The following is a 24,493-nucleotide window of genomic DNA, read 5'->3' as shown; positions in this document are numbered from 1 at the left end:
CGGCCCGGCCCGCCGGAAACGGCCGGGGCCGGCCACCACCCACCGCCGTGAGGGGCCGTTCGGCGAGCCGGGGCGTGCTTCCGGCGCACCGGACCCGGTCGGCCGTCGTGCCGGCGCGGTGTCGCGGAGCAGCATGACGGCATGGGCGCGTATCGATCAGCGTACGAGCGGAGCATCACCGACCCGGCCGGTTTCTGGCGGGACGCGGCGGCCGACATCGACTGGGTCATCCCACCGGACCGCGTCCTCGACGACTCGGCGGCGCCGCTGTACCGCTGGTTTCCCGACGGGGTGCTGAACACCTGCCACAACGCGCTGGACCGGCATGTCGCCGCCGGCCGGGGCGACCAGCCCGCGCTGATCCACGACAGCCCGGTCACCGGCACCGTCAGGACCCTCACGTACGCCGAACTGCTCGCCGAGACCGCCCGGTTCGCCGGTGCGCTGCGCCGCCTCGGCGTCGGCCGGGGCGACCGGGTCCTGCTCTACCTGGCGATGGTTCCGGAGGCGGTGGTCGCCATGCTGGCCTGCGCCCGGATCGGCGCGGTGCACTCGGTGGTCTTCGGCGGCTTCGCCGCGCACGAACTGGCCGTCCGGATCGACGACGCGCGGCCGAAGGTGGTGGTCGCCACCTCCTGCGGCATCGAGGTGGACAGGGTGGTGCCGTACCACCCGATCCTGGCCGCCGCGCTGGACGAGGCCACGCACGCGCCGGAGCGATGCGTGGTGGTGCAGCGCCCGCAGGACCCGGCCCCGCTGGTGCCCGGCCGCGACCTGACCTGGGACGAGGTGATGGCGGACGCGGAACCGGCGCCGTGCGAGCCGGTAGCCGGCACCGACCCGCTCTACATCCTCTACACCTCGGGCACCACCGGCCGGCCCAAGGGCGTGGTGCGGGACAACGGCGGGCACGCGGTGGCGCTGCGCTGGTCGATGCGCAACGTCTACGGCATCGAGCCGGGCGAGGTCTTCTGGGCCGCCTCCGACGTGGGCTGGGTGGTCGGCCACTCCTACATCGTGTACGCGCCGCTGCTCACCGGCGCGACCACGGTGCTCTACGAGGGCAAGCCGGTCGGCACCCCCGACGCCGGGGCGTTCTGGCGCGTCGCCGCCGAGCACCGGGTGGCCGCCCTGTTCACCGCGCCCACAGCGATCCGGGCGATCCGCCGCCAGGACCCGGAGGGCGAGCACATCTCCCGGTACGACCTGAGTGCGCTGCGTACCCTCTTCCTCGCCGGTGAGCGGCTGGACCCGGACACCTGGGCCTGGGCGGGGGAGCGGCTCGGCGTACCCGTCGTCGACAACTGGTGGCAGACGGAGACCGGCTGGCCGGTGGCGGCCAACCCGCGCGGCCTGGAGCCGCTGCCGATCAAGCCCGGGTCGCCGTCGGTGCCGGTGCCCGGCTACGACGTGCGCGTGGTCGACGGCGCGGGCCGCGACGTGCCGCCGGGCACTGACGGCTCGATAGTGATCCGGCTGCCGCTGCCGCCCGGCTGCCTGCCCACGCTCTGGGGCGACGACGAGCGGTTCGTCCGCTCCTACCTGTCCACGTTCCCCGGCACCTACCTGACCGGCGACGGCGGCCGGTTCGACGAGGACGGCTACCTGTACGTGATGGGCCGCACCGATGACGTCATAAACGTGGCCGGGCACCGCCTGTCCACCGGCGCGATGGAGGAGGTCCTGGCGACGCACCCGGCGGTGGCCGAGTGCGCGGTGATCGGCGTGGCCGACGCGCTCAAGGGGCAGGTGCCCAGCGGGTACGTGGTGCTCAAGGCCGGCGCCGACGTGGACCCGGACGCGCTCGCCGCCGAGCTGGTCGCGCTGGTCCGGCAGCGGATCGGCCCGGTGGCCGCGTTCCGCCGGGTGAGTGTGGTGCCGGCGCTGCCGAAGACCCGCTCCGGGAAGATCCTGCGGCGCACCATGCGGGGCCTGGTGGAGGGGCGCGACGAGCCGGTGCCGGCGACCATCGACGACCCGGGTGCGCTCGCCGTCTTCCGCGACCTCGGCACCGCGGACTGAACTGTGCGGGGCTGACGCGGTCCCCGGCCGGCCGGATCGGCCGGCCGGGGACCGCCTGCGGTCAGCGCCGGACCGGGTTGCGGGCGGCGTAGTCGCGGGCCACCCGGACCAGTTCGATCAGGCCGCCCGCGTACTCCTGCGCCTCGGCGTGCGCCTCGTCGAACGGCGGCTGGAAGCCGACGCCCTCCCACTGGCCGGTGGCCTCGTTCCACCTGTCGTTCCCGACCTCGAAGTCCCAGGCGAAGATGCCCAGCTCGTAGTAGAGCTGGTCGGCGGAGTTGCCGGCCGCCGAGTAGAGGACGTCGGCGACCGGGCCGGTCTGCGACGGCCAGGTGACGGTGCCGCGCTCGGCCGCGATGGCGCCGACGATGCGCCGCGCGCTGCCCAGGAAGAGGGTCGACTCGTCGATCGACGGGCGCGGCAGCGTCACCCGCCCGTCGGCCTTGTACGCCCCGGGCGGCCACATGAAGTAGCCACCGTAGGAGTGCACGTTCATCGCGAACCTGATGTTCGGGTGGGCCTTGGCCAGGTCGATCACGTTGCGGCTCTCCGGTTCGGACAGCTCGGCGGTGCCCGCGTAGTTGCCGGCGAGGCAGTTGGTGCTCGCGCCCACGTACCCGTCGAACAGGGAGCCGACCGTGTAGTTGCGGTTGACGTCGACGCCCCACATGGTGCGGTACTTCGGGTCCCGAGCCTCGCCGGTGCAGTGGTTTACCAGGTTCTTGCGCTGGAAGTTGTAGTCGTGGAACGAGTAGTTCGCGCCGTCCGGGTTGACGGTCGGGATGACGAACACGTCCACCTGCTCCAGCAGTTGGCGGGTGGCCGCGTCGGTACGGGCGTTGGCGAGCAGCCGCTCGGCGAACTCCAGCGTCACCAGCGGCGTCGCCCACTCCCGGGCGTGCTCCTGCGAGTACGCCAGCACGCCGATCCGGGAGCCGTCACGGTGCTTGCCGATGCGCAGCGCCTGCACCGTCCACGGCCGGGCCGGCACCTCGGTGCCCTGCAACCCGTCGTCGAGGCGTACCGGCCCGGCCACCGGCATCGGCAGCCCGGCCGAGCCCTCCTCCACGGTGGCCCGGAAGCGGGCGCCGCGCGGGGCGCTGATCAGGGCGGCGACGTCGTCGGTGGTGCTCGTCACCTTGCCCGCCCGGTCGGTGGCCAGCGAGACGGTGAGCACCCGGTCCCGGTAACGCATGCTCAGCGGCCGGTTCGGCCGGCCCGGGTCGACGGTGCGTACCCGCACGCCGTTCATGCCCTGGTCGCCGAAGCGGACCGACTCCACCACCACGGCGGCGACCGCCGGGTCGCCCAGGTAGGCGGCGGCGTTGCGGCGGTAGCCCTGGGTCTTGTTCGGCAGGTCGATCACGTCGACCAGGTCGCGGTACTGGCGGCCGAGCCGGGCGACGCGCGCCCTGATGTCCACCGGCGTGAGGTACGCGTCGATGAAGTCCCTCTGGTAGCCGGCCGGCTGCGGCGGCGGGGACGCGTTCGGCCAGAGCGACGGCGTCACCGGCCGGCTCGTCCCGCCCAGCGTGGAGGTGGCGGTGAGCTGCACCGGCCGGCTCGGCACCGGCTGCGGCAGCGCGTAGTGGTACTGGTATTCGCCCGAGTCCTCGAAGCGGTACAGCGGGAACGAGCCGGTGGCGCCGTCGGCGGTCCGCCAGCCCACCGTGATCTCCACGTCCGGGTCGTCGGTGGCGGTGGTGGCCACCTGGGCCTGGAGGAACGTCCGCCCGCCCGTGGTCCACCAGTACGCCTGGAGGAACTGGAGCGTGTCGACAGCGGCGGTGGTGCCGCTCGCGCGCAGCCCCGCGCGGGTGCGGTCCTGCGCGGCGCGGCGGCTCTCGGCCAGGCGCCGGGCCCCGTCGTCGGCGCGCTGCACCACCTGCACGGCGGTGGCTCCCTGCCGGGTGAGGTCGGCGAGCTGCCGTCCGGTGAGGACGAGGTCGGCGGTCAGCTCGCCGTCGCGCGAGCGGGGGCGGTTGGCCAGGTCGGCGCCGCCGGCCACCAGGCGGTCGAGCTGCGCCCGGTCGGCGAGCCGCACGCGGACGAGGGCGGTCTCGGTGGGGGCGAGCGTGATCGTGGGGACGGGCGGTGCGGCGGCGGCCGGCCCGGGGTGGGTCAGCGCCGCGGCGATCAGGATGCTTGTGGCGGTGAGTGCGGTCCACCGTCGTCGGACGAACACGGGGCCTCCTGGCGAACGTCGATCTCTCTGCCGCTCACACCAGTCGAGGCATCGATCGCTGTCAAGCTCACTTCCGGTCAGCCGGCGAACCGGTACAGCTGGAACCCCTTCTCCGCGCCGCACACCAGCATCTCGGTGTTCCACGAGCAGGACGCGCTGCGGATCTGCTTCAGCTGCCCCATCTCGACCGGCTTGCCGTCCACCGCCATACCGGCGAGGACGCGGTCGTCCTCGAAACTGCTCGGGGCCTTGGAGAAGATCAGCACGTTGCCGGCGTCCAGCCGGACCGCCGACCCGTCCCGTTCCCGCACCGCGGTGCCGTCCGGCGCGAACAGCGTCACCGCGTCCGGCGAGGCCCGCCCGGCCAGCACGTGCTCACCGACCGGCACCAGCGACTCGGCGCGCGGCGCCGCCCACTGCCGGGTGCCCGCACCCTCGGTCGCCGCCACCACGCGGGTGTCGTCGGCGCCGCTGCCGGTCGTCTCCAGCAGGCACACGCGACGCTCACCGCAGGTGACCAGATCCTTCACCCGGCCGCCCTGCTCCGGCGCCTCGTACAGCACGCCCGGCGTGCCGAGGCTGCCCAGGTCGTAGGCGAGCAGCCGCAGGCCACGCTCGTCCTCCGCGACGTACAGCCGGTCGTCGCGGGCGGCCATCGGATCGTCGAGGCCGGCCACGTTGCCCCGCTCCTTGAGGATCTTCCCGGTGCGCATGTCAAGCACCCGGACCGAGCGGTCCGCGCCGACCTGCACGAGCCGGTCCGCCTTCCCCGCCCACGGGGCGAGCGGCGCGCCCTCGGCGTCGGCGGCGCCGTCCAGCGCCGCACCGGTGGCGACCGGCAACACCTTCGTGCGCGCGTCGCCGTACTCGGTGCGCGGGTTGGGCCGCTCCCACCGCTGCCGGCCGTCGCTGAGCCGCAGCCCGGCCAGGCGTTCGCCGGTGCGGTCCAGCCGGACGATCGTGTCGGGCCCGAGGTACAGGGTGTCGTCGCGGCCGACGTCGGTCCGCCAGCGCTGCTCGCCGGAATCGCCGTCGAGCACCGCGAGCACGCGCGGGTTGTCGCCGCCGGTGGCGTCGGAGAGGACGAGCAGCCCGTCGGGCAGCGCCCGGACCCCGGCCCACCGCTGCGCGCTCGCGTCGGTCCGCGTCTCCCAGACGGTCTTGCCGGTCGACGCCTCGACTGCTGTCACGTGGAGATGGTCGTCGGGCAACGAGCGGGCCAGGTAGGCGCGGTCCCCGAGCGTCGCGGTGAACATCTGGTCCGGCCGCGTGTCACCGGCGGCCACCGTCCGCACCAGCTCGGGGGCGTGGAAGTCCAGCGCCGGGTGCCGGTCCCGGAACACCCAGAGCAGCACCGACGCCGCCACGGCGACCACCACGAGACCCGCGCCGAGCGCGATCCACCGGCCGCGCCGGGGCCGGCCGCCGCCGGGCCGGACACCGTTCGGCGCGGGGGAGAAGGGCGCCCCGGGTACGCCGGGCTGCCAGCCGCCGCCGGGCGGAGGGGCGCCGTATCCCCCGGCGGGCTGGGGCGGAACCGGACCGTGGGCGGCGGGTGTGCCGTCGTACCTCGTGGGCTGGGGCGGAACCGGACCGGCGAGCGGCGTGCCGTCGTACCTGGTGAAGGGCGTCTGCGGGGCGGCGCCGTCGGCGACCAGCGTGCCGTGCGGTCCGGCGGACGCCGAGTCCGGCCCGCCGAGGCGCGCGGTCGGGTTCGTCCTCGTCGCACCGGCGGCGACAGTGGCCGCGTTCGCCGTGCCGGCGGCCGGCGCCTCGCCTGCCGGCGGCGGGGGCCCCGCCGGTCCGGGATGCGGGGGCGCGTGCTGGGCCGGCACGGCGGGACGGCCGGACCGGCGAGGTAGCGGCAGGTCCGTGAGCGCGCCCTCGGCGACCGGCATCTCCGGCTGCTCCAGCACTGTCGGCGCGATGCCCAGCTCGGCGTGCAGCAGCCGGGCCACCAGCGGCACCCGGGTCGACCCGCCGACCAGGAACAGGCCGGACAGCTGCTCCGGGCGCAGCCCGGCGGCGGCGGTCACCTCCCGGGTCTCCGTCACCGCCCGGGCCAGCAGCGGCGCGGCCAGGCGTTCGAAGTCCTCCCGGGTCAGCGGCACCGCCGCCTCCACCCCCGGTACGGCCACCGGCGCCACCATGGCCCGGGACAGCATCTCCTTCGCGCCGCGCACGTTGTCCCAGAGCTGCTGGCGGTCCCGCCGCTCGGCGGTGGTGCTCGGGTCGGTCAGCCGGGCCCACTCCCGCGGGTGGGCCGGGCCGACCAGCTCGCCGAGCCGCCCGAGCAGGGCCGCGTCCAGGTCGAGCCCGCCGAGGTCGGGGATCCCGCCGGTGGCGACCAGCTGGAAACCGGAGTCGCCCCACGGGTCGGCGCCCTCGTTGCGCAGCACCGCCACGTCGAGCGTGCCTCCGCCGAAGTCGAACACCGCCACCGCGCCGCCCACCGGCACCGGCCGGCGCAGCACCTGCGTGAAGTAGCGCGCCGCGCCCACCGGCTCGCGCAGCAGCCGGGTGCCGGGCGCGATCGGCCCGGCGAGCGTGTGCTCGGCCGCCGCCGGCCAGCCGGCCAGTTCCAGCGCGTCGTGCAGCACCTGACGGCGGGCCGGCGTCCAGGCCGCCGGGTGGGTGACCACCGCCGGGGGCAGCATCCCGACCGCCGCCACCGCCGCGTCCGCTACCGCGCGCAGCGTCGCGGCCAGCAGCTCCGCCGGCCGGTACGCCCGCCCGCCCAGCTCGACGGTCTCCTCGTCGACCCGGCGCTTCGGGTTCGGCTCGTAACCGGCCGGGTCGGCCTGGGCCAGGCGCTGCGCGTCCCGCCCGACGTGCAGGTGACCGTCCGCGTCGGCGTGGACGCCGGACGGCAGGATCGGGTGCCCGTCGACCAGCACCGGCCGGGTGCGCCCGTCCGGCCAGCGCAGCACCGCCACGGTGTTCGAGGTGCCGAGGTCCACGCCGAGGGCGAAACCGTCCTGCTGGCCTGCCATCCGCGGCTACCTCCACCACCCGACGAGGATGTCCGGCCCGCATCGTACGCAGCCCACGCCGCCCCGCCGCCCACCCGGCCCGGCGGAATGGGGTGGCCGGTGGGACCGTGGCCGCATACCGTCGCGGTCATGAAGGTGATCTCCGTCAACGTCGGCCGACCGCAACCGAACCCCTGGAAGGGGATCGGGGCCACCGGCATCGACAAGCGGCCAGTCGACGGACGGGTGGCCGTCACCGCCCCCGGACCCAAGGGCACCGGCGCGGTCGGGCTCGCCGGTGACCGGGTCTACGACGTGGCCCACCACGGCGGCACCGACCAGGCCGTCTACGCGTACGCGCGGGAGGACCTGGACCACTGGGAGGCCGGACTGGGCCGCCCGCTCGCCGACGGCAGCTTCGGGGAGAACCTGACCACCCGCGGGCTGGACGTCAACGGCGCGCTCATCGGCGAGCGGTGGCGGATCGGGCCGGACCTGGTGCTGGAGGTCTCCTGCCCGCGCATCCCCTGCGGCACGTTCCAGGGGTGGCTGGGCGAACAGGGCTGGATCAAGCGGTTCACCGAGGCGGTACGGCCCGGGGCGTACCTGCGGGTGGTCACGGCGGGCAGCGTCGGCGCCGGCGACCCGGTCGAGGTCGTGCGCCGGCCCGACCACGACGTGACAGTGGCCCTGGTGTTCCGGGCCACGACGCTGGAGCCGGACCTGTTGCCCCGGCTGCTGGTGGCCGACGCGCTGCCGGAGGAGGACATGGCGCGGATCCGCCGCCGCCTGTCCTGAGCGCGCCTGTCAGCCGCGCCGCACGCGCCGCCTGGCCGCCACCACCGACCCGGCGGCGGCGAGCACCGCCACCGCCACCGCGCCGGCGATCCACCAGGCGCCGGGGACGTGCCGTCCCGCGGCCTGCGTCCGCTGCGCCGAGACCGTGGACGATGGTGCGGCCGACGTCGGGCCCGACATCTCGCGGATGCCGGCGCACAGGCCGGTGGCGCCGCCTGTCGAATTCACCCGGTACCGGATGCCGAGGCGGAAGTCGTAGCCGCAAGCGGCTTCGTCGGGCCAGACGCGCAGCCCGAGCGTGCTCCCGACCCTGGCGTCGCCCTTCTCGACGGAGTCGACGATGAGCCGGACCGCGCGGTCGGTCACCTGCGAGACGGTGCCGACGACGATGCTCTCGGCGCGCTCGTCCATCGCGGTCGTGGGCCCGGCGCAGGTGCACGCCCAGGCGGGTTCGGCGGGGGACATGACCACGACGAGGCCGAGAGCTGCCATGGCGACGACAAGCAGGGCACGAAGTCTCATGGCCGCTTCGACGTCGGCGCATGTCGGTGGGTTCCGGGCCGCTTGACGAGGCGACGGCGCTGTGGCTGGACACCGGGACGCGCACGCGATCGAATTCACCGGTGCGACGCGTACGTCCGCAGCGGCGACCGGGCCCGGCTCGCCGTCGTGGACCGACCACCTGGAGGGCCGATGACACCCGATGACGAGGCGTTCCTGCGCCGCGCCGTGGAACTCGCCGACCGGGCCGGCGCGTCCGGCGAACGGCCGTTCGGGTCGCTGCTCGTCGGCGCGGACGGCACCGTCCTGATCGAGGACCACAACACGGTGGTCTCCGACAACGACGTCACCGCCCACCCGGAGCTGAAGCTGGCCCGCTGGGCCGCCCGGCAGCTCACCCCCGAGGCAGCGGTCGCCACCACCATGTACACCAGCTGCCAGCCCTGCCCGATGTGCGCCGTCGCGATCGACGCGTCCGGCCTCGGCCGGGTCGTGTACGCGCTGTCCGCCGAGCAGTTCGAGCAGGTGAAGCCGGCCACTGCGGCGCGGCGCCCGGTGCGGTACGACGGGCCGGCGCTGTTCGACGAGGCACGACGGCCGATCGAGGAGCACCACCAGGGAACGCGTCCTCGCACCGGGTGATGGGGATGGCACGCGATGGCTACGCTGTGCCGCACTGTCAGGGGGTGTGGTCCGGTGAGGCGTCGGCTGGGGTACGTAGCGATGGTGCTGCTCGGCGCCGTGCTGTTCGGTACGGCCGGCCTGGCCGCCGGGTCCTGGTACGGCGGCCGGGGCGCCGTGGCGGTCGGCTCCGACACGGCTCGGAGCGCGGCCGGCGAGCTGCTTCCCGGCACCGAGCCGACCGGCTCGATGAGCGTGCGCGGCTACCGGTACGGCGTCTTCCTGGCCGCTGACGAGGTGGGCGGGAGCCGGTTCGAGTTCCAGTACGGCGACGACGCCGACTGCGCGCTGTCCGAGCGGATGCGAGGCGCCGCCGAGACGAGCGGGTGGCGGGAAATCCGCCGGGTGCCGGGCTCCCCGTGCCACGGTTTGCGCGCCGAGCGGGACGGGCTGACGGTCACGCTCACCCATCGCGCGTACGGGTCGAGGCTGCGCATCGAGCCCTCCGCCCCCGGCGGGCTCACCGCCGCCACGATCATCGGCACCCTGCTGGGCGCGGTCGCGGGTGCGGCACTGTTCCGGGAGGTGGCGCGGCGTCGTTGGCCCGTACCCCTGCTGGTCGGCACGCCGGTGGTCGTCGCCCTGTTCCCGGGCGCCGCCCTCACCTGGATGGACCTGGCCGCGAACGGGCTCGCCGAGCCGGTATGGCCGGTCTGGCGGGCGCTCGCTCCCGTGCTGGTGCCGCTCTCGCTCGTGCTCCTTCTGATCGGTGTGGTCGTCCTCGCGAGCCGGCGGCGTCCGGCCGCGCCCGCCGCCGAGGCGGTCGTGACCACCACTGCCGGCTGATCAGTGCACGTCCGGCTCGTCGTACGGCACGCGGCCGGTGAAGAGGCCGAGCGCGGCGCCCAGGTGCCAGCCGCGTGTTGCCCGGACGGTCACGGCTCCCCGGTCACCGGCGCCGGCTCGCCGGTCACGCAGCTCTCGATGAACAACCGCTCGCCTTCCTTGCGCAAGGCAGCCCGCTCCGCGTAGTCGCCGACGTGTGGCGCGTTGTCGCCGGTGGGACCGTCGTAGAGCTGGTGGTAGGCGTCAGCGCACTCCTCCTGGTCGCCGACCGGGCCAGGGCTCGTCGCCGCATGGTGCTCGACGCCGTGCTGGGCCATCGAGCGCAGGTAGTCCATCTGCTCGTCGGGGGAGGCGGTGCCGCCGCACGCGGAGAGAAGCATCCCGACGGTCAGCGACAAGGCCGCTGCCGCGTATCGCTTCTCCACGGGCACGGATCGTATCAATCATCCCGAATGCCCTGGGGGAAGCCGGGAGTGCGCCCAGGAGTTGTTGGAGCGGGCGACGGGAATCGAACCCGCACCGTCAGTTTGGAAGGACGAAGATCAGCGCCCCGGGATGCCCCAAACGCCTGCTCGTCGCGCCCGGCCAGGTGAGCGCTCGTGCCCGCTCGTGCCCGCTCCGGGCCCTGGCTACTGGCACGTGGCTGGCACGCTGCCTGTTCGCCCCAGTGCTCGCCGCGTCGCCCCGCCATGGCCAGGTCGCCTGTGATCCACATCGCTGTGGGCGGGAGCACGGGATGAGTGTGGCCAGCCATAGGGTCGGAGCGTGAGCGTCAACGAGGACTCCTCCGGTCAGCTTCTGGTGCCTGGCTCCGGGATCGCAGGCGACAGCGGCGAACCAACCAGCGACCTGACGGCAATCCGGGAAGCTGTCCGACGGCAGGCCCAGCGGGTGACCTCCGGCATCGAGGACATGGTGTCCTACCTGTCCCAGCAGGTGGCGGATGAGTCGCATCGCGAGGTGACTGGTCCCCTGCTGGCTGGCACCGGTGCGAGCGGTGTCGTGCGGTACCGAGGTCGGGTGGTCGCCGAATGGGGCGACTCGGCGATCCCGGAAATGCTGTTCAGCGGCACCAAGAGCGTCGTCGCCACCGTAGCGGGATTGGCCTTCGACCGAGGACTGCTTGCCCCGGATGCGCTGGTGTCGGCGACGGTCCGTCATCCGATGGTCGACTGCCTCGGAATGGAGGGGATCACGTGGCAGCATCTGTTGCAGCAGACCAGCGGGTGGAACGGTGAGCTGTGGGGGAAGCCGACGGGGGTGGACGCGCAGAGCCGCCGTGAGGGCTTCGAGCGCGAGGGAGCGCCCGGTACCGGGTGGGCCTACAACGACGTACGGGTGAACCTGCTCTGCCTTGCCTTGACGGTGCTGTTCCGCCGACCGCTGCCCGACGTGCTCCGCGAGGACGTGCTCGAACCACTCGGTGCCTCCTCGTCCTGGTCCTGGCACGGCTACACCGACTCGGTCATCGACATCGACGGGATGCCCACGCCGGTGGTCAGCGGCGGGGCGCACTGGGGCGGCGGTCTGTGGATCTCCGCGAGGGATCTGGCTCTGCTCGGCGAGCTGCACCGGTGCCGGGGCGAGTGGCGGGGCCGGCGGCTGCTCAGCGAAGAGTGGATCGACCGCGCCTGGAGTCCCTGCGACTTGAACCCCGACTACGGCTACCTCTGGTGGCGCAACGACTCCCAGCGGGTACAGCCCGGCGCTCCGGCCAGCGGACGATGCGCCCGCGGCAACGGCGGCCGTCACCTGCTCTGGATCGACCCCGCCCGGGACCTGGTCATCGCCTCGCACTGGGGCGACGATGTCCGCGACTTGATTACCGAGGTCTCGGCCGCCATCCCGGCGACCCCCACCCGTACTGGCTCGTGACGCCACCGAGGCGATGCCAATCACCTACTCCAGATGCTGCCCGTTAACTTGCCGCCCAGTGACGCCGGTAACGCTGGCCTGGGGCTGACTGACAGGAGTGCCATGGACCGGACGCGGGAGTTGGAGGGTCTGTCGGAGCACTTCGCCCAGGCACCAGCCATCTTCACCACCTCGCCGCTGTACCAGGCGTTGTGCACAGCTGTTGCGGCCGACCAGCCAACACTGGAGATGCTGCTCGAACGACGCTCCGGGCAGCAGGCGTCGTTCCTGCTCTTCGGCGCAGCCCATTACCTCCTGCTGGACGGTGTCCACCACGATCTGCGCCACTTCTACCCCTCGGTCGTCGGGCCCGATGCTGCCGACGCAGAGTCGGCAGGACCGGTGTTCGTCGACTTCTGTCGTGCGTTTCGCCGCGAACTTGGAGAGCTGGTCCGTTCCCGTCTCGTGCAATCGAACGTTGTGCGTAGAGCTGCCGGTCTCCGCTTCGCGCTGGCCGCGCTCAGACGCCAATGTGACGGCCCTGTTCATCTGATCGAGGTGGGCGCCAGTGCGGGCATCCACCTCCAAGTGGACCGATACCGCTACCTCATCGGCGGACACTCGTTCGGGCGGCAGGAATCTCCGGTCACCATCGAGAGCCGCTGGCTCGGCACGGAGCAGCCACCGAACTTAGACGACATCCCGCTGATCGCCACCAGGGTCGGCGTGGACCTGAACCCAGTGGATGTCACAAGCATTCAGAATCGGCGCTGGCTCAGGGCGCTGGTCTGGCCCGAGGACCACGCCGGAGCGGGGCTTCTTGAGGCCGCCCTCGAACACGTGGCGGCGGACCCGCCGGAGATCATCGCCGGCGACGCCATTGATGTCTGTTCGCCGCTGGGCCGAAGCCTGCCGCCCGGCGAGCCGCGTGTTGTATTCCATGCCGCGACACGAATGCATGTGCCCACCCATCGGCGAGCCGCCTTCGATGAAGCGATCGATTCAATTGGCAGCGATGGGCCGCTGTACCACGTCTGGCAGGAGCCGCCGTCGGCACAGCACCACGGCGAGCTGGCGGACGACCGGGGAGTGATCGCGTTTCACGGTCCGGGCGACAGCAAGCCGACGTCGCTGGTGCAGGTTGACGGACACCTGAACTGGCTGGCGCCCCTGCATGACATGTAGGTCATAGGCACCGGAGATCGCCACCCGCCCGGCCGCCCAGTGGGGCTGCTCGTTGATGAGGGGCAGGGAGGGGCAGCCAGTTGTGTGCGGATCTCCTCGTCGGGCAGTCGCCAGACCGTCCAGCCTCCCCGGACGGGGACAAGGTGGAGCGCCCTACCGGACGAACGACCTTGGCCCCGTCCGGGGAGGCTGGTAGCCCTTGTGGTGCCCGGCGAGGTGATCCGCGGCGGCATCTCTGAGGAGGGTCGGGGTTCGGGGCGGAGCCCCGAGGTCTTCGAAGTCTGGCAATCCCGAAGCGTGGCCGGTCGGCCCGGCCGATGCCGGCCGGAGGTCGCCAGCAGGCCGGGGCCGGGCCGGCGCGGCCCGCTTGCGGGCCGCCTTGATCTGATAGAGCGCAATTCGGCAATGTCACACGGCGAGCTGCGCCAGGTGCTCGCATATCCGACGGGCAGCATCGGCGGGGCTGGTGGTCCCGGTGTCGATTGCCAGGCTGGCATCCGGCAGCGGCGCGGTCTCATCCCATGCACGTAGGCGGGCAGCGGTGTCGCCGGTTGCTCGTGCCGTGATGCGGTCTCGGGCGATGTTGCGGGCGCAGTGCACGTAGACCGTGAGCCAATGGACGTCCGGCAAGGAGGACCTGACGGCCTGGACGGCATCGACCTGGCCGAGGTGCAGCACGGGTATGTGGTCGATGAGGTCGGCCTCAAGCGTGGGCCGGTCGACGACGTACACAGCTCCGTAGCGGTGGTTCTCCCACACAACATCGCCCGCGGCGCGCAGCTGGTCGATGTGCTCGACGGTTGTCATGCGGTAGCCGGCGGTTCGTCCCGGTCCTGCCTTCAGCCGTTGGAACAGGCGGCAGGCGGGATCAAGGTCGCGGAGTGCTCGGGTGATGGTGTCTTTGCCGGCAGCGGGAGGGCCATAGAGGATGACGCCACGCATCAGGCGGAACCGCGCCTTAGCACCGTGTCGAGCAGTTCCTTGGCCTGGGTTTGCAAGGGAGCGCTCGACGCGCAGTTCTCCACAGTGATGTGCGGCCCTGCCGGGCGGAAGTCGATATCCATGGTGGCGAGGTATCCGGGCCAGTCGGAGAGCTTGAAGGCGTCCCGTGCTGCGCCTCGGCGACGCAGATAGGTGTGCATGGTGTCCGGGTCGCAGTAGAGCCAAACGAGCGTGACGGCGGCTTCGAGGTTGGCGAACGAGGCTTCGGTACGACTGATCCAGGCGGGGTCGCTGAACTCGCGGATGAAGGGCGCAGTGACGACGGCGCTGTTGCCGCAACCCACGTTCTCTAGAGCGGCAGCGCTCAGCGCCTCGTACTCGCGTGGCCGGACCACGTTCAGATACGTCTCGGATTCTCGGTCATGCGGCGACTGCCCGAGAACCTCCAGCGCGGCCTCAACAACGGGACGGGTCAGGGTGTCCTTGTCGAGCATCGGCCAACCGGTCTGTCGCGCGAGGACGCGGCCCAGCTCGGTCTTTCCGCTAAGCAGGCCGCCGACTGCCACGAGGTCACCACGGCCCGGCAGCGGGCGCACCTGGAACGGCTGCGGCAGGAGCTGCGACACACGCCCTGTTCGGAGCGGTGCGCCAACTGGCTGCTCTACGGTGTCCAGCCGAAGAAGGCCCGGGCCGGGTTGAAGCCGGGCAACTGCAAGAACAAGGTCCACAAGCGGGACACCCTCGGCATCGGCGGTCGGCGCGTCCTGATCTCCCGACAGTGGTCCGGTAAGACCCTCACGGATCACCGGGCGGACCGCAAGGAGTGGGTCAAGGCGTTGCTCGGGGTTACCACCGACGCCGACACCGCCCCGGCGGGGTCCGACACCGTCCGGCATGCCTGGGAACTCGCCAAGCCGACTGACCCGGACGTGCCGCCCCTTGGCCACCGGGTCCTCCGGGCGATCTCCGAACGCATCCAATGGCGCGCCCAGCTCGACGCCGCCAGACGCGCCGCCGTCGAACCGGCCAATGTTTCGGCAACTGCTCAGAGCCGCCCAGAACGAGAGGAGCCCCGACGTGACGGATGATCTGCTGACTCCCGGCGAGGTGGCCGCTCGCCTTCGTGCCACACCTCGCTTCGTCCGCCGGCTGGTGGCTGAGCGTCGTATCGCCTACGTCAAGGTCGGGCGCTCGGTGCGGTTCGAGCCTGCTGCGGTGGCCGCCTACATCGAGGCCAACCGGGTGGTGCCAACCTCGCGGGCGGAGCTTCGGCGTCAGTTCGGGGCGGTGGCCTGATGGGCGCCAAGCGTCGCCGGCGTTTCGGCAACGTGCGCAAGCTGCCGTCCGCCCGCTGGCAGGCCCGTTATCTCGGCCCGGACGGCGTAATGCGGACTGCACCGCAGACGTTCGCCACGGAGCGCCAGGCCGAGAAGTGGCTCACGGTCGTTGAGTCGGAGATCCTGCGGGGGGAGTGGGTGCCTCCGGAGGCGGGGGAGATCCGGCTGTCGGACTACGGGGATCGTTGGATCAGGGAGCGCCGTCTCGCCCCGCGTACCCGACAGCTCTACGAGTACCTGTTCGCCCTGCACATCGGGCCGCACCTCGGGCACCTCGCCCTGGCCGCGATCAAGCCGGCGACCATCCGGACCTGGCGCGGCAACCTGCTCAACGGCGGCACTCCGGAGCCCCAGGCGGTCAAGGCGTACTGCCTGCTGCGGGCGATCCTCAACACGGCGGTGCGCGAGGACGAGATCCTTCGGCAGAACCCGTGCCGGATCAAAGGCTATGACCGCTACCACACCCCGGAACGGCCCACGGCCACCATCGCCCAGGTCTACGCCCTGGCCGACGCCATGCCGGCCCGCTTCTCCGCGCTGATCATCCTGGCTGCTCTCTCTGGCCTGCGGTGGGGAGAGCTGGCTGCCCTGCGCCGCTGTGACGTCGACCTGGACGCGGCGACCGTGCGAGTGCCCCGGAAGCTGGCGGCGCTGAAGGATCGTCTGGAGTTCGGGCCACCGAAGTCTGCGGCCGGGGTCCGTGTCGTCGCGCTGCCTGAGGCTGCGGTCGAGGCGCTGAGTGAGCACCTGGCCGAGCACGTCGAGGACGGCAATGATGCGCTGATCTTCACCGGGGCGAAGGGCGCGATGCTGCGTTCCGGCAACTTCGGGCGTGCCGTCAAGTGGACCAAGACTGCCGCGTCGGTGGGCCTGGCTGGCTTCCACTTCCACGACCTGCGCCATACCGGCAACACCCTCGCCGCCGCCTCCGGGGCCAGCACGCGCGAGCTGATGCATCGCATGGGCCACGCCACCATGCGCGCGGCCCTGATCTACCAGCACGCCACCAGCGAGCGTGACCGCGAGATCGCCCAAGCGATGGACCGCCGGATCGCCGGAAGTGGTCGACGCCGACCGTGACTGGCACGCGGATGGCACGCAAGATCCAACCCGGCGGAGAAGTGAAAGGCCCAGGTGCCGCGATCATGCGGTCTGCCTGGGCCTTCGTGGGTGGAGCGGGCGACGGGAATCGAACCCGCACCGTCAGTTTGGAAGACTGAAGCTCTGCCATTGAGCTACGCCCGCGCGCACCCCACCATCGCGGGGCGCGCCGACAGCGTACCCAATCGTGGCGGACGTCGCGCAGCGCGTACCCCGGGCGGGCCCCGAACGCCGCCACACCGCGCCCCGGTCACCCGCGCGGGTGGCCGGACGGCATACACTCTTCGTCGCCACCGGGGTGTGGCGCAGCTTGGTAGCGCACTCGCTTTGGGAGCGAGGGGCCGTGGGTTCAAATCCCGCCACCCCGACTGTCGTTCGCGACCGGATCGTCCCGGGAACCGCCGGTTTCTTCCGCGCGGTGCCCGGGCACTGCCGATGCCGTCGGCCGGCTCGCCTACACTCGATGCGCGCAATCACGCCCCAGAACCAACACCCAGATCCGTCAAGGAGTACGCCTGTGAAGAGCACCGTCGAGACTCTGAGCCCGACGCGCGTGCGGCTCGCCATCGAGGTGCCGTTCGTCGAGCTCGAGCCGAGCCTCAAGAAGGCGTACCGGGAGATCGGCCAGCAGGTCCAGGTTCCCGGCTTCCGCCGGGGCAAGATCCCGGCCGCCGTGATCGACCAGCGGGTGGGCCGGGGGACCGTCCTCAACGAGGCGATCCAGGAGGCCATCCCGCAGAACATCCTCGCCGCGGTCCGGGAGCACGACCTGAAGACGCTCGGCCGTCCCGAGGTCGACATCACGGAGTTCAACGACGGCGACTCGCTCAACTTCACCGCCGAGGTGGACGTCCGGCCGGAGATCACTCTGCCGGACCCGGCCACCATCGAGGTCACCGTCGACGAGATCGAGATCGCCGACAGCGAGATCGACGAGCAGATCAACAGCCTGCGCGAGCGCTTCGCCACGCTGAAGACCGTCGAGCGGGCCGCCCAGGAGGGCGACTTCGTGCAGATCGACCTGAACGCCACCGTTGACGGCGAGGAGGTTCCGGGCGGCTCGGCGAGCAACATCTCGCACGAGGTGGGCAGCAAGCAGCTCCTGCCGGGTCTGGACGAGGCGCTTGTCGGCCTGGCCGCGGGCGACGACACCACCTTCACCACGCAGCTCGTCGGCGGCGACTACGCCGGCCGCGACGCCGACGTGGCGGTGACCGTCCGCACGGTCAAGGAGAAGGAGCTCCCCGAGCTCAACGACGACTTCGCGCAGATGGCCAGCGAGTTCGACACGATCGACGAGCTGCGCGGCGACCTGCGTGAGCGGGTCACCCGGGGCAAGCAGGTCGAGCAGATCTACGCCGCCCGTGACAAGGCCCTGGAGCAGATGGTGGCCGCCGCCGAGGTGCCGGCGCCCGAGGGCGTCGTCAAGGAGGAGGTCGAGAGCCGTAAGGCCGCGATGGTCGACCAGCTCGAGCGCATCGGCGCCTCCCTGGAGGAATACCTCGCGGCGGAGGAGAAGACCGAGGAGCAGATCGACACCGAGCTGACCGAGGCGGCGACGGACGGCGTCAAGATCCAGCTCCTGCTGGACACCCTGGCCGACGCCGAGGACGTGCAGGTCTCCGACGACGAGTTCGGTCACGAGATCGTGCACCGGGCGCAGCGCGCCGGCATGGCCCCGCAGCAGTACTACGACCAGCTGGTCCGCTCCGGCGCCGCCGCGGCCGTCTTCGGCGACGTCCGCCGGGGCAAGGCGCTCGCCGCGGTGATGGAGAAGATCAAGATCAAGGACTCGGCGGGCAACGAGGTCTCCCTCGACGCCCTGCGGGCCCAGAACGAGGCCGAGCACGACCACCAGCACTGATCATCGGGGGTGTCGGCCGCCGTCCCGCGCTGCGCGCCGGGAGGCGGCCGAAACCCTTTCCGGGGTACGCCGTGCGGGTGACTGCGCTGAGAGCGAACAGTGCCCCGACCGGGAGTACGCCCCCCGGCTGAGCGGTTAGTGTCGGGTAGGACGGTACGGAGAGCGAAGGGCTGCCATGACCGACATGCACATCCCCAAGAAGTCGCTCCGGGTGAACGAGGCCCGCGGTGGCGACTCCATTGGCAACCTCGACGACTCGGTCTACAACCGGTTGCTCAAGGAACGGATCATCTTCCTGGGCAGTGAGGTGAACGACCAGGTGGCCAACCGCATCTGCGCGCAGCTCCTGCTGCTCGCCGCGGAGGACCCGGACCGCGACATCTTCCTCTGGATCAACTCGCCGGGTGGCTCGGTCTACTCCGGCATGGCGATCTACGACACCATGCAGTACATCGACAACGACGTCTCGACCGTGGCGATGGGCATGGCGGCCTCCATGGGCCAGCTCCTGCTCTGTGCGGGCACCAAGGGCAAGCGGTACGCCCTGCCGCACGCGCGGATCATGATGCACCAGCCGTCGGGCGGCCTCGGCGGCACCGCGTCGGACATCGCGATCCAGGCCGAGCAGATGCTCTACACCAAGCGGATGTTCCAGGAGCGGGTCGCGTTCCACACCGGCCAGTCCCAGGCGCAGATCGAGGCGGACTCGGACCGTGACCGTTGGTTCACCGCCCAGGAGGCCATGGACTACGGCTTCATCGACAAGGTGATCATCGGGGCCGCGCAGGTTCCGGATGGCGCCGGGACCCTGAGCTGACCGAGGAGCTGACGATGACCGACCTGAGCCTGCCGCCCCAGTTCGCGGCCGTGCACAACCGCTACGTCCTGCCGTCGTTCGTCGAGCGCACGTCGTACGGGATGAAGGAGTCCAACCCGTACAACAAGCTCTTCGAGGACCGGATCATCTTCCTCGGCGTCCAGGTGGACGACGCGTCGGCGAACGACGTGATGGCCCAGCTGCTGACGCTGGAGGGCACCGACCCGGACCGCGACATCATCATGTACATCAACTCGCCCGGCGGCTCCTTCACCGCCATGACGGCGATCTACGACACCATGCAGTACGTCCGCCCGGACATCCAGACCGTCTGCCTCGGGCAGGCGGCGAGCGCGGCGGCGGTGCTGCTCTCCGCGGGCACCCCGGGTAAGCGGATGGCGCTGCCCAACTCCCGGATCATCATCCACCAGCCGGCCACCGAGGGCGGTTACGGCCAGGGCTCGGACATCGAGATCCAGGCGCGGGAGATCCTCCGGATGCGGACGCAGCTGGAGGACATGCTGTCCCGCCACTGCAATCGCCCGATCGAGCAGGTCCGCAAGGACATCGACCGTGACAAGATCATGACGGCCGAGGAGTCCAAGGAGTACGGGCTGGTCGACACGATTCTGACCAGCCGCAAGAAGGGTCTGCTGGCGTCGCACGCCGCAGGCTGATCAAGGTGTGGTCGGAGGTCGATCGGGGTATCGTTCCCGGTCGACCTCTGACACACCCGTTTTGGGGGTCGGAGAAAACCCGGCCACCGGGTAACGTCGGGTCTGTACCGCTCCGCCGGTCGGATCGGGTGGACTCGACAGCATGGTGGGACGACAGGACGGACGGGCGCTCCGGCGCTCGCAGGTCAGGGCCGGCGTTCCGGCCGATGAGTGCAGGGAGAACGTAGGTGGCACGGATCGGTGACGGCGGCGACCTACTGAAGTGCTCCTTCTGCGGCAAGTCGCAGAAGCAGGTCAAGAAGCTCATCGCGGGCCCCGGTGTCTACATCTGCGACGAGTGCATCGATCTCTGCAACGAGATCATCGAAGAGGAGCTGGCCGAGTCCGGCGAGGTGAAGTGGGAAGAGCTTCCCAAGCCGATGGAGATCTGCCAGTTCCTCGACAACTACGTCGTCGGTCAGGAGCAGGCCAAGAAGGCGCTCGCCGTAGCGGTCTACAACCACTACAAGCGGATCCAGGCGGAGGCCGCGGGTGCCCCGGGTTCCGGCACCGACGGTGTCGAGCTGGCCAAGTCCAACATCCTGCTGCTCGGCCCGACCGGCTGCGGCAAGACCCACCTGGCGCAGACGCTCGCCCGGATGCTCAACGTCCCGTTCGCGATCGCCGACGCCACCGCGCTCACCGAGGCGGGCTACGTCGGTGAGGACGTCGAGAACATCCTGCTGAAGCTCATCCAGGCCGCCGACTACGACATCAAGCGCGCCGAGACGGGCATCATCTACATCGACGAGGTCGACAAGATCGCCCGCAAGTCGGAGAACCCGTCGATCACCCGGGACGTCTCCGGCGAGGGCGTGCAGCAGGCGCTGCTGAAGATGCTCGAAGGCACTGTGGCCAACGTGCCGCCGCAGGGCGGGCGCAAACATCCGCACCAGGAGTTCATCCAGATCGACACCACGAACGTGCTGTTCATCTGCGGTGGCGCGTTCGCCGGGCTGGATCAGATCATCGAGGCCCGCACCGGCTCCGGCGGCACCGGCTTCGGCGCCCGGCTGCGGTCGGTCTCCGAGCGGTCGACCGACGACATCTTCAGCCAGGTCATGCCGGAGGACATGCTGAAGTTCGGGCTGATCCCCGAGTTCATCGGCCGGCTTCCGGTGATCACCAACGTGCGCAGCCTCGACCGCAGCGCCCTGGTACGCATCCTCACCGAGCCGCGCAACGCGCTGGTCCGGCAGTACCAGCGCCTGTTCGAGCTGGACGGCGTCGAGCTGGAGTTCGAGCCGCCCGCGCTGGAGGCCATCGCCGACCAGGCCATGCTCCGCGGCACCGGCGCCCGGGGCCTGCGGGCGATCATGGAAGAGGTCCTCCTCTCCGTGATGTACGAGGTGCCGAGCAACCCCGACGCCGCCCGGGTGCTGATCACCCGCGAGGTCGTCCTGGAGAACGTCAACCCGACGATCGTGCCCCGCGAGTTCACCGGCCGGCGCCGGCGGGACCGCGAGGAGAAGTCGGCCTGACCGCCGTCGTGACCGTGCCCGGGTCAGCCCGGGCGCGGTCCGCGTGAACGGGCCCGCCGATCCCACTCGCCCGACGGGGTCACCACCACCATCATCAGGCGTACCGGCTCGTCTCCGTCCGTGCGGTAGCCGTGCTCCCGGTCGGCGTGGAACTCGACCGTCTCGCCGGCGCGTACCTCGTGGTCGACGCCGTCGACCGTGACGGTCGCGGTGCCGTCGAGGACGTGCAGGATCTCCCGCGTGCCGTGGGCGTGGTCGGGGGAGCGCAGCTCCTCGCCGGGCTCGATCCGCCACTCCCAGAGCTCGACCAGGCCGGGCTCGCCGAGACCACTGAGCAGGCGGGCGACTCCGCCGTTGGGCCCGCGCCACAGCACCGGCGCCTCGTCCACCGCGCTGACCCGTGCGGTGCTCTGTTCGGCCGGCTCCAGCAGCCGGGCGATGCTCACGCCGAATGCGTCGGCGACCCGGCAGAGCGTGCCGATGCTCGGGTTGGTGCGGGCGCCCTCGATCTGCACGAGCATGCCCTTGCTGACGCCGGACCGGCCGGCCAGTTCCTCGAAGGACCAGCCGCGGGCCGCTCGCAACTCACGTACCTGGCCGGCGACCGCGGAGGTCACCGCGCCCACCCGTCCGCTAGCGTCGGTCATCACACTGTCCTTCATGGTCACTATTGTGGTACGACTTCCGGGTGCTTCCCGTTGTCTTCGCCGCCGTGTCCGCGGTCACCTTCGGCACCGCCGACTTCTGCGGCGGCAAGGCGTCCCAACGCGCCGACCCGATCGCCGTCACCGTCGTGTCACAGATCCTCAGTCTCCCACTGCTGGTGGTGCTCGTTCTCGTCGTGCCCGGCACCCCGAGCCCGCTCGACCTGGGGTGGGGTCTGCTCGCCGGGATTGCCGGCGCGGGCGGCGTCATCCTGCTCTACCGCGCACTGGCCACCGGCGTCATGGCCGTCGTCGCGCCGGTCACCGCGATCACCGCGGCGATCGTGCCGATCGTCGCCGGCCTGGCCCTCGCCCACTCCCCGGGCGCTGTCGCGCTCAGCGGCGCCGGGCTCGCAGTGGTCGCCATCGGGCTCGTCAGCATGGGGGAGCGTGGTGCCGCGCGCCGCGTCTCCGGCCGCGTCCTGACCATGGCACTCGCCGCGGGGCTGCTCTTCGGAGTCTTCTTCGCGCTGCTCGGCCAGGCCGACGAGAGCGCCGGCATGTGGCCGGTGCTCGCCATACGCTTCAGCTCCGTGACGTTCGGCCTCGCGCTCGCCGCCCGAACCGGCACGCGCCTGCGCCTGGGGCGGTGGGTGTTCGGCTGGACAGTGGCCGCCGGCCTGCTCGACGCGGCCGCCAACGCGTTCTTCCTCGCCGCCGCGGGACGGGGACATCTGAGCGTGGTGTCCGCCATCGCCTCGCTCTACCCGGCGAGCACCGTCCTGCTCGCGCTCGTCATCGACCGGGAACGGCTGCGGCCGGTGCAGCTGGCCGGGCTCGGCTTCGCCGCCGCCGCGCTCGTGCTGTCCAGCGTCTGAGCCCTGTCGTACGCCTGCTTCCGCCCGTACCCTCGGGTCATGCGTGTCGCCGTCTGCCAGCTCAACGCCCGCGACGACCGGGCGGCGAACCTCGCCGCCGCCGAGGCCCTGCTGGTCAGGGCCGCGGCGGCCGGCGCGGATCTCGCCCTCCTTCCGGAGTACGTCGACTACCTCGGTCACGCCGACGGGATGCCGCCGGCCGAGCCGGTCGACGGCACGGTGGGGCGGTTCTTCGCCGAGGCCGCCCGCCGCCTGGGCATGTGGGTGATCGCGGGCTCGTTCCACGAGGCCGGTCCGGACCCGGCGCACACCTGGAACACCTCCCTGGTCTTCGACCGCGAGGGCGCGCTCGCCGCCGCGTACCGGAAGATCCATCTGTACGACGTGGAGATCCCCGGTCGCGTCTCCTACCGGGAGTCGGCAACCGTCGCGCCCGGCGAGAAGCCCGTGGTGGTCGACGTCGAGGGTCTTCGGGTGGGCCTGTCCATCTGTTACGACCTGCGGTTCCCCGAGTTGTACCGCCAGCTTGCCGTCGACGGCGGCGCCGAACTGCTCGTCGTGCCGGCGGCGTTCATGATGCACACCGGGCGGGACCACTGGGAGGTGCTGCTTCGCGCGCGGGCGATCGAGAACCAGTGCTTCGTGGCGGCGGCCGGACAGACAGGCGACCACGACCCGGGCCGGACCTGCTTCGGCCGCAGCATGGTGGTCGACCCGTGGGGGACGGTCCTGAGCCAGGTCGCCGACGGTCCCGGGCTGGCGGTCACCGAGTTGGACCTGGAGCGGCTGCGGACGATCCGCAGCGAGCTGCCCAGCCTGGCCAACCGCCGGCTCTGACCCGGTCAGCCGCCCAGGAGCAGACCCAGGGCGGCGATCCCGGCGATCGCCGCCGCCGTGACCAGCAGGGCGGTGGTCATCCGGGAGGGGCCGCGCCGGGCCAGGCGTCTGACCGACAGCACCAGTACGGCGAGCACGACGGCCCCGATCACCAGTTGCCAGAACGGCAGCAGGAGCCCGAGGAGAGCATCCTCGGCGACGGCCGGGACCGGGGACGGATCATCCATGCCGACCACTCTGGCACGGCACCGCTCCGGGCGACCCCCTTCGACCGCGGCTTATCGCGGAAACGGTCGCGTCCCGGCCAACGACGATCATTGATTTGCCTTCGGCGGCGCGTCCGCGTAACTTTCTCTCTGCACGCGGGAGGCCGGGCAAACCGGCCGAGAACGGGCGCCAGGCTGGTGGCGGTGACGCCGAGCCAGACTGAGATTCGGGCGGTGCTCGAAGCTCCGGGAGACGGAGTTGCGAACGCGAAGCCGACCGGGTAGAGTTCGAAAGCCGGCAGGGAGCCGGGCGGGTGGTCGCGGAAGCGGCGCCGGCCGGTCCGCCGAAACTCACGACAGCAACGACCGCCGGAAACGGCGAGCGTCAGCGTGGGTCTGGTCGAGCCAAGTTGATCACCTAAAACACGAGGTTGACGACGAAAGCAAGACCGAGTAGGTTGGAGAGGTTGCCCCAAACGGGGATTCCGCTGATGCGGGGTTTCTGGTTGGTGTGTGGTTGTTCTTTGAGAACTCAACAGGGTGCTTGTAAAGCCAGTGCCAATTGTTTTATACCCCGGACTGGTCAGGCTGTTGTCTGGCTGGTTGGGATTCCTTTGGCAACACTTTTGTTGTCAGGATGCTGTTCGACAAGTTTTTGTTGGAGAGTTTGATCCTGGCTCAGGACG

General features: G+C 71.5%; 22 protein-coding genes, 2 tRNA genes and 1 pseudogene. 16 read left to right on the top strand and 9 right to left on the bottom strand.

Annotated elements, in window-relative coordinates:
* Nucleotides 1-141 precede the first annotated feature (141 nt).
* Nucleotides 142-2,022, top strand: a complete 1,881-nt coding sequence (locus tag AB0C17_RS26985) for a propionyl-CoA synthetase (RefSeq protein WP_357473212.1) — start codon at nt 142-144, stop codon at nt 2,020-2,022.
* Between the two features lie 61 nt (nt 2,023-2,083).
* Here the strand turns inward: AB0C17_RS26985 and AB0C17_RS26980 are convergent, their stop codons facing one another.
* Nucleotides 2,084-4,207 (bottom strand): M14 family zinc carboxypeptidase, encoded by a 2,124-nt coding sequence (locus AB0C17_RS26980; RefSeq protein WP_357481069.1) that lies wholly within the window; start codon nt 4,205-4,207, stop codon nt 2,084-2,086.
* A gap of 77 nt (nt 4,208-4,284) precedes the next feature.
* Nucleotides 4,285-7,200: an Hsp70 family protein gene (locus AB0C17_RS26975; protein WP_357481066.1), complete on the bottom strand. Its 2,916-nt coding sequence runs from the start codon at nt 7,198-7,200 to the stop codon at nt 4,285-4,287.
* 129 nt (nt 7,201-7,329) lie between these two features.
* On the opposite strand from AB0C17_RS26975, the gene AB0C17_RS26970 reads away from it, so the two are divergent.
* A complete protein-coding gene (locus AB0C17_RS26970) occupies nt 7,330-7,977 on the top strand; it encodes an MOSC domain-containing protein (RefSeq protein ID WP_357481063.1) in 648 nt (215 codons plus the stop codon).
* 9 nt (nt 7,978-7,986) lie between these two features.
* Here the strand turns inward: AB0C17_RS26970 and AB0C17_RS26965 are convergent, their stop codons facing one another.
* Nucleotides 7,987-8,499, bottom strand: coding sequence for a hypothetical protein (locus AB0C17_RS26965; protein ID WP_357481060.1), 513 nt, complete (start codon nt 8,497-8,499; stop codon nt 7,987-7,989).
* 171 nt (nt 8,500-8,670) lie between these two features.
* On the opposite strand from AB0C17_RS26965, the gene AB0C17_RS26960 reads away from it, so the two are divergent.
* Both AB0C17_RS26960 and AB0C17_RS26955 read left to right on the top strand, forming a co-directional pair.
* Nucleotides 8,671-9,120, top strand: coding sequence for a nucleoside deaminase (locus AB0C17_RS26960; RefSeq protein WP_357481057.1), 450 nt, complete (start codon nt 8,671-8,673; stop codon nt 9,118-9,120).
* Nucleotides 9,121-9,174: 54 nt separating this feature from the next.
* Nucleotides 9,175-9,945, top strand: coding sequence for a hypothetical protein (locus AB0C17_RS26955; RefSeq protein ID WP_357481054.1), 771 nt, complete (start codon nt 9,175-9,177; stop codon nt 9,943-9,945).
* An 89-nt stretch (nt 9,946-10,034) separates the two neighbouring features.
* On the opposite strand, the gene AB0C17_RS26950 is transcribed toward AB0C17_RS26955, so the two are convergent.
* Nucleotides 10,035-10,370, bottom strand: a complete 336-nt coding sequence (locus AB0C17_RS26950) for a hypothetical protein (RefSeq protein ID WP_357481050.1) — start codon at nt 10,368-10,370, stop codon at nt 10,035-10,037.
* Between the two features lie 340 nt (nt 10,371-10,710).
* Here AB0C17_RS26950 and AB0C17_RS26945 point away from each other — a divergent pair, with 340 nt between their 5' ends.
* Nucleotides 10,711-11,820 carry a serine hydrolase gene (locus tag AB0C17_RS26945; protein ID WP_198039678.1) on the top strand — a complete coding sequence of 370 codons (1,110 nt, stop codon included), beginning with the start codon at nt 10,711-10,713 and terminating at the stop codon, nt 11,818-11,820.
* A gap of 102 nt (nt 11,821-11,922) precedes the next feature.
* On the top strand, nt 11,923-12,984 hold the full coding sequence (locus AB0C17_RS26940; RefSeq protein WP_052166206.1) for a DUF2332 domain-containing protein: 1,062 nt from the start codon (nt 11,923-11,925) through the stop codon (nt 12,982-12,984).
* A gap of 408 nt (nt 12,985-13,392) precedes the next feature.
* Here AB0C17_RS26940 and AB0C17_RS26935 read toward each other — a convergent pair whose 3' ends face one another.
* Nucleotides 13,393-13,926: a kinase gene (locus AB0C17_RS26935; protein WP_030273347.1), complete on the bottom strand. Its 534-nt coding sequence runs from the start codon at nt 13,924-13,926 to the stop codon at nt 13,393-13,395.
* A complete protein-coding gene (locus AB0C17_RS26930) occupies nt 13,926-14,420 on the bottom strand; it encodes a hypothetical protein (RefSeq protein WP_357481044.1) in 495 nt (164 codons plus the stop codon). Before AB0C17_RS26930 ends, AB0C17_RS26935 begins: the two co-directional genes overlap by 1 nt.
* Before the next feature lie 63 nt (nt 14,421-14,483).
* On the opposite strand from AB0C17_RS26930, the pseudogene AB0C17_RS26925 reads away from it, so the two are divergent.
* The 3 genes and pseudogenes from AB0C17_RS26925 to AB0C17_RS26915 form a co-directional block, all read left to right on the top strand.
* Nucleotides 14,484-15,014, top strand: a pseudogene (locus tag AB0C17_RS26925) (replication initiator); the annotation flags it as partial.
* A complete protein-coding gene (locus AB0C17_RS26920; RefSeq protein WP_030273361.1) occupies nt 15,004-15,222 on the top strand; it encodes a helix-turn-helix domain-containing protein in 219 nt (72 codons plus the stop codon). The pseudogene AB0C17_RS26925 and the gene AB0C17_RS26920, both read left to right, overlap by 11 nt.
* Nucleotides 15,222-16,343 (top strand): site-specific integrase, encoded by a 1,122-nt coding sequence (locus tag AB0C17_RS26915; protein ID WP_030273363.1) that lies wholly within the window; start codon nt 15,222-15,224, stop codon nt 16,341-16,343. The genes AB0C17_RS26920 and AB0C17_RS26915 overlap by 1 nt, the downstream gene beginning before the upstream one ends.
* Before the next feature lie 91 nt (nt 16,344-16,434).
* On the opposite strand, the gene AB0C17_RS26910 is transcribed toward AB0C17_RS26915, so the two are convergent.
* A tRNA-Gly gene (locus tag AB0C17_RS26910) sits at nt 16,435-16,508 on the bottom strand.
* 150 nt (nt 16,509-16,658) lie between these two features.
* Here AB0C17_RS26910 and AB0C17_RS26905 point away from each other — a divergent pair.
* The 5 genes from AB0C17_RS26905 (at nt 16,659) to clpX (ending at nt 21,242) form a co-directional block, all read left to right on the top strand.
* A tRNA-Pro gene (locus tag AB0C17_RS26905) sits at nt 16,659-16,732 on the top strand.
* 149 nt (nt 16,733-16,881) lie between these two features.
* A complete protein-coding gene (tig, locus tag AB0C17_RS26900) occupies nt 16,882-18,228 on the top strand; it encodes a trigger factor (protein ID WP_357386358.1) in 1,347 nt (448 codons plus the stop codon).
* A 175-nt stretch (nt 18,229-18,403) separates the two neighbouring features.
* Entirely contained in the window at nt 18,404-19,045 is a 642-nt protein-coding gene (locus AB0C17_RS26895; RefSeq protein WP_013288035.1) for an ATP-dependent Clp protease proteolytic subunit, read from the top strand.
* 14 nt (nt 19,046-19,059) lie between these two features.
* Nucleotides 19,060-19,722, top strand: a complete 663-nt coding sequence (locus AB0C17_RS26890; protein WP_013288034.1) for an ATP-dependent Clp protease proteolytic subunit — start codon at nt 19,060-19,062, stop codon at nt 19,720-19,722.
* Between the two features lie 227 nt (nt 19,723-19,949).
* A complete protein-coding gene (clpX, locus tag AB0C17_RS26885) occupies nt 19,950-21,242 on the top strand; it encodes an ATP-dependent Clp protease ATP-binding subunit ClpX (protein WP_091423211.1) in 1,293 nt (430 codons plus the stop codon).
* Between the two features lie 23 nt (nt 21,243-21,265).
* On the opposite strand, the gene AB0C17_RS26880 is transcribed toward clpX, so the two are convergent.
* Entirely contained in the window at nt 21,266-21,889 is a 624-nt protein-coding gene (locus AB0C17_RS26880; protein WP_357481040.1) for an XRE family transcriptional regulator, read from the bottom strand.
* Between the two features lie 41 nt (nt 21,890-21,930).
* Between AB0C17_RS26880 and AB0C17_RS26875 the strand changes: the two genes are divergently transcribed.
* Both AB0C17_RS26875 and AB0C17_RS26870 read left to right on the top strand, forming a co-directional pair.
* Nucleotides 21,931-22,764, top strand: coding sequence for an EamA family transporter (locus AB0C17_RS26875; protein WP_357473177.1), 834 nt, complete (start codon nt 21,931-21,933; stop codon nt 22,762-22,764).
* Between the two features lie 39 nt (nt 22,765-22,803).
* Nucleotides 22,804-23,601 carry a carbon-nitrogen hydrolase family protein gene (locus AB0C17_RS26870; protein WP_357473174.1) on the top strand — a complete coding sequence of 266 codons (798 nt, stop codon included), beginning with the start codon at nt 22,804-22,806 and terminating at the stop codon, nt 23,599-23,601.
* Between the two features lie 5 nt (nt 23,602-23,606).
* On the opposite strand, the gene AB0C17_RS26865 is transcribed toward AB0C17_RS26870, so the two are convergent.
* Nucleotides 23,607-23,828: a hypothetical protein gene (locus AB0C17_RS26865; RefSeq protein ID WP_357386367.1), complete on the bottom strand. Its 222-nt coding sequence runs from the start codon at nt 23,826-23,828 to the stop codon at nt 23,607-23,609.
* Nucleotides 23,829-24,493 lie beyond the last annotated feature (665 nt).

The sequence above is a fragment of the Micromonospora sp. NPDC048887 genome, from assembly GCF_040649715.1.
GTDB lineage: Bacteria > Actinomycetota > Actinomycetes > Mycobacteriales > Micromonosporaceae > Micromonospora.
Note: the sequence above shows the minus strand (reverse complement) of the source record. Positions and strands in the feature narration are given on the sequence as shown.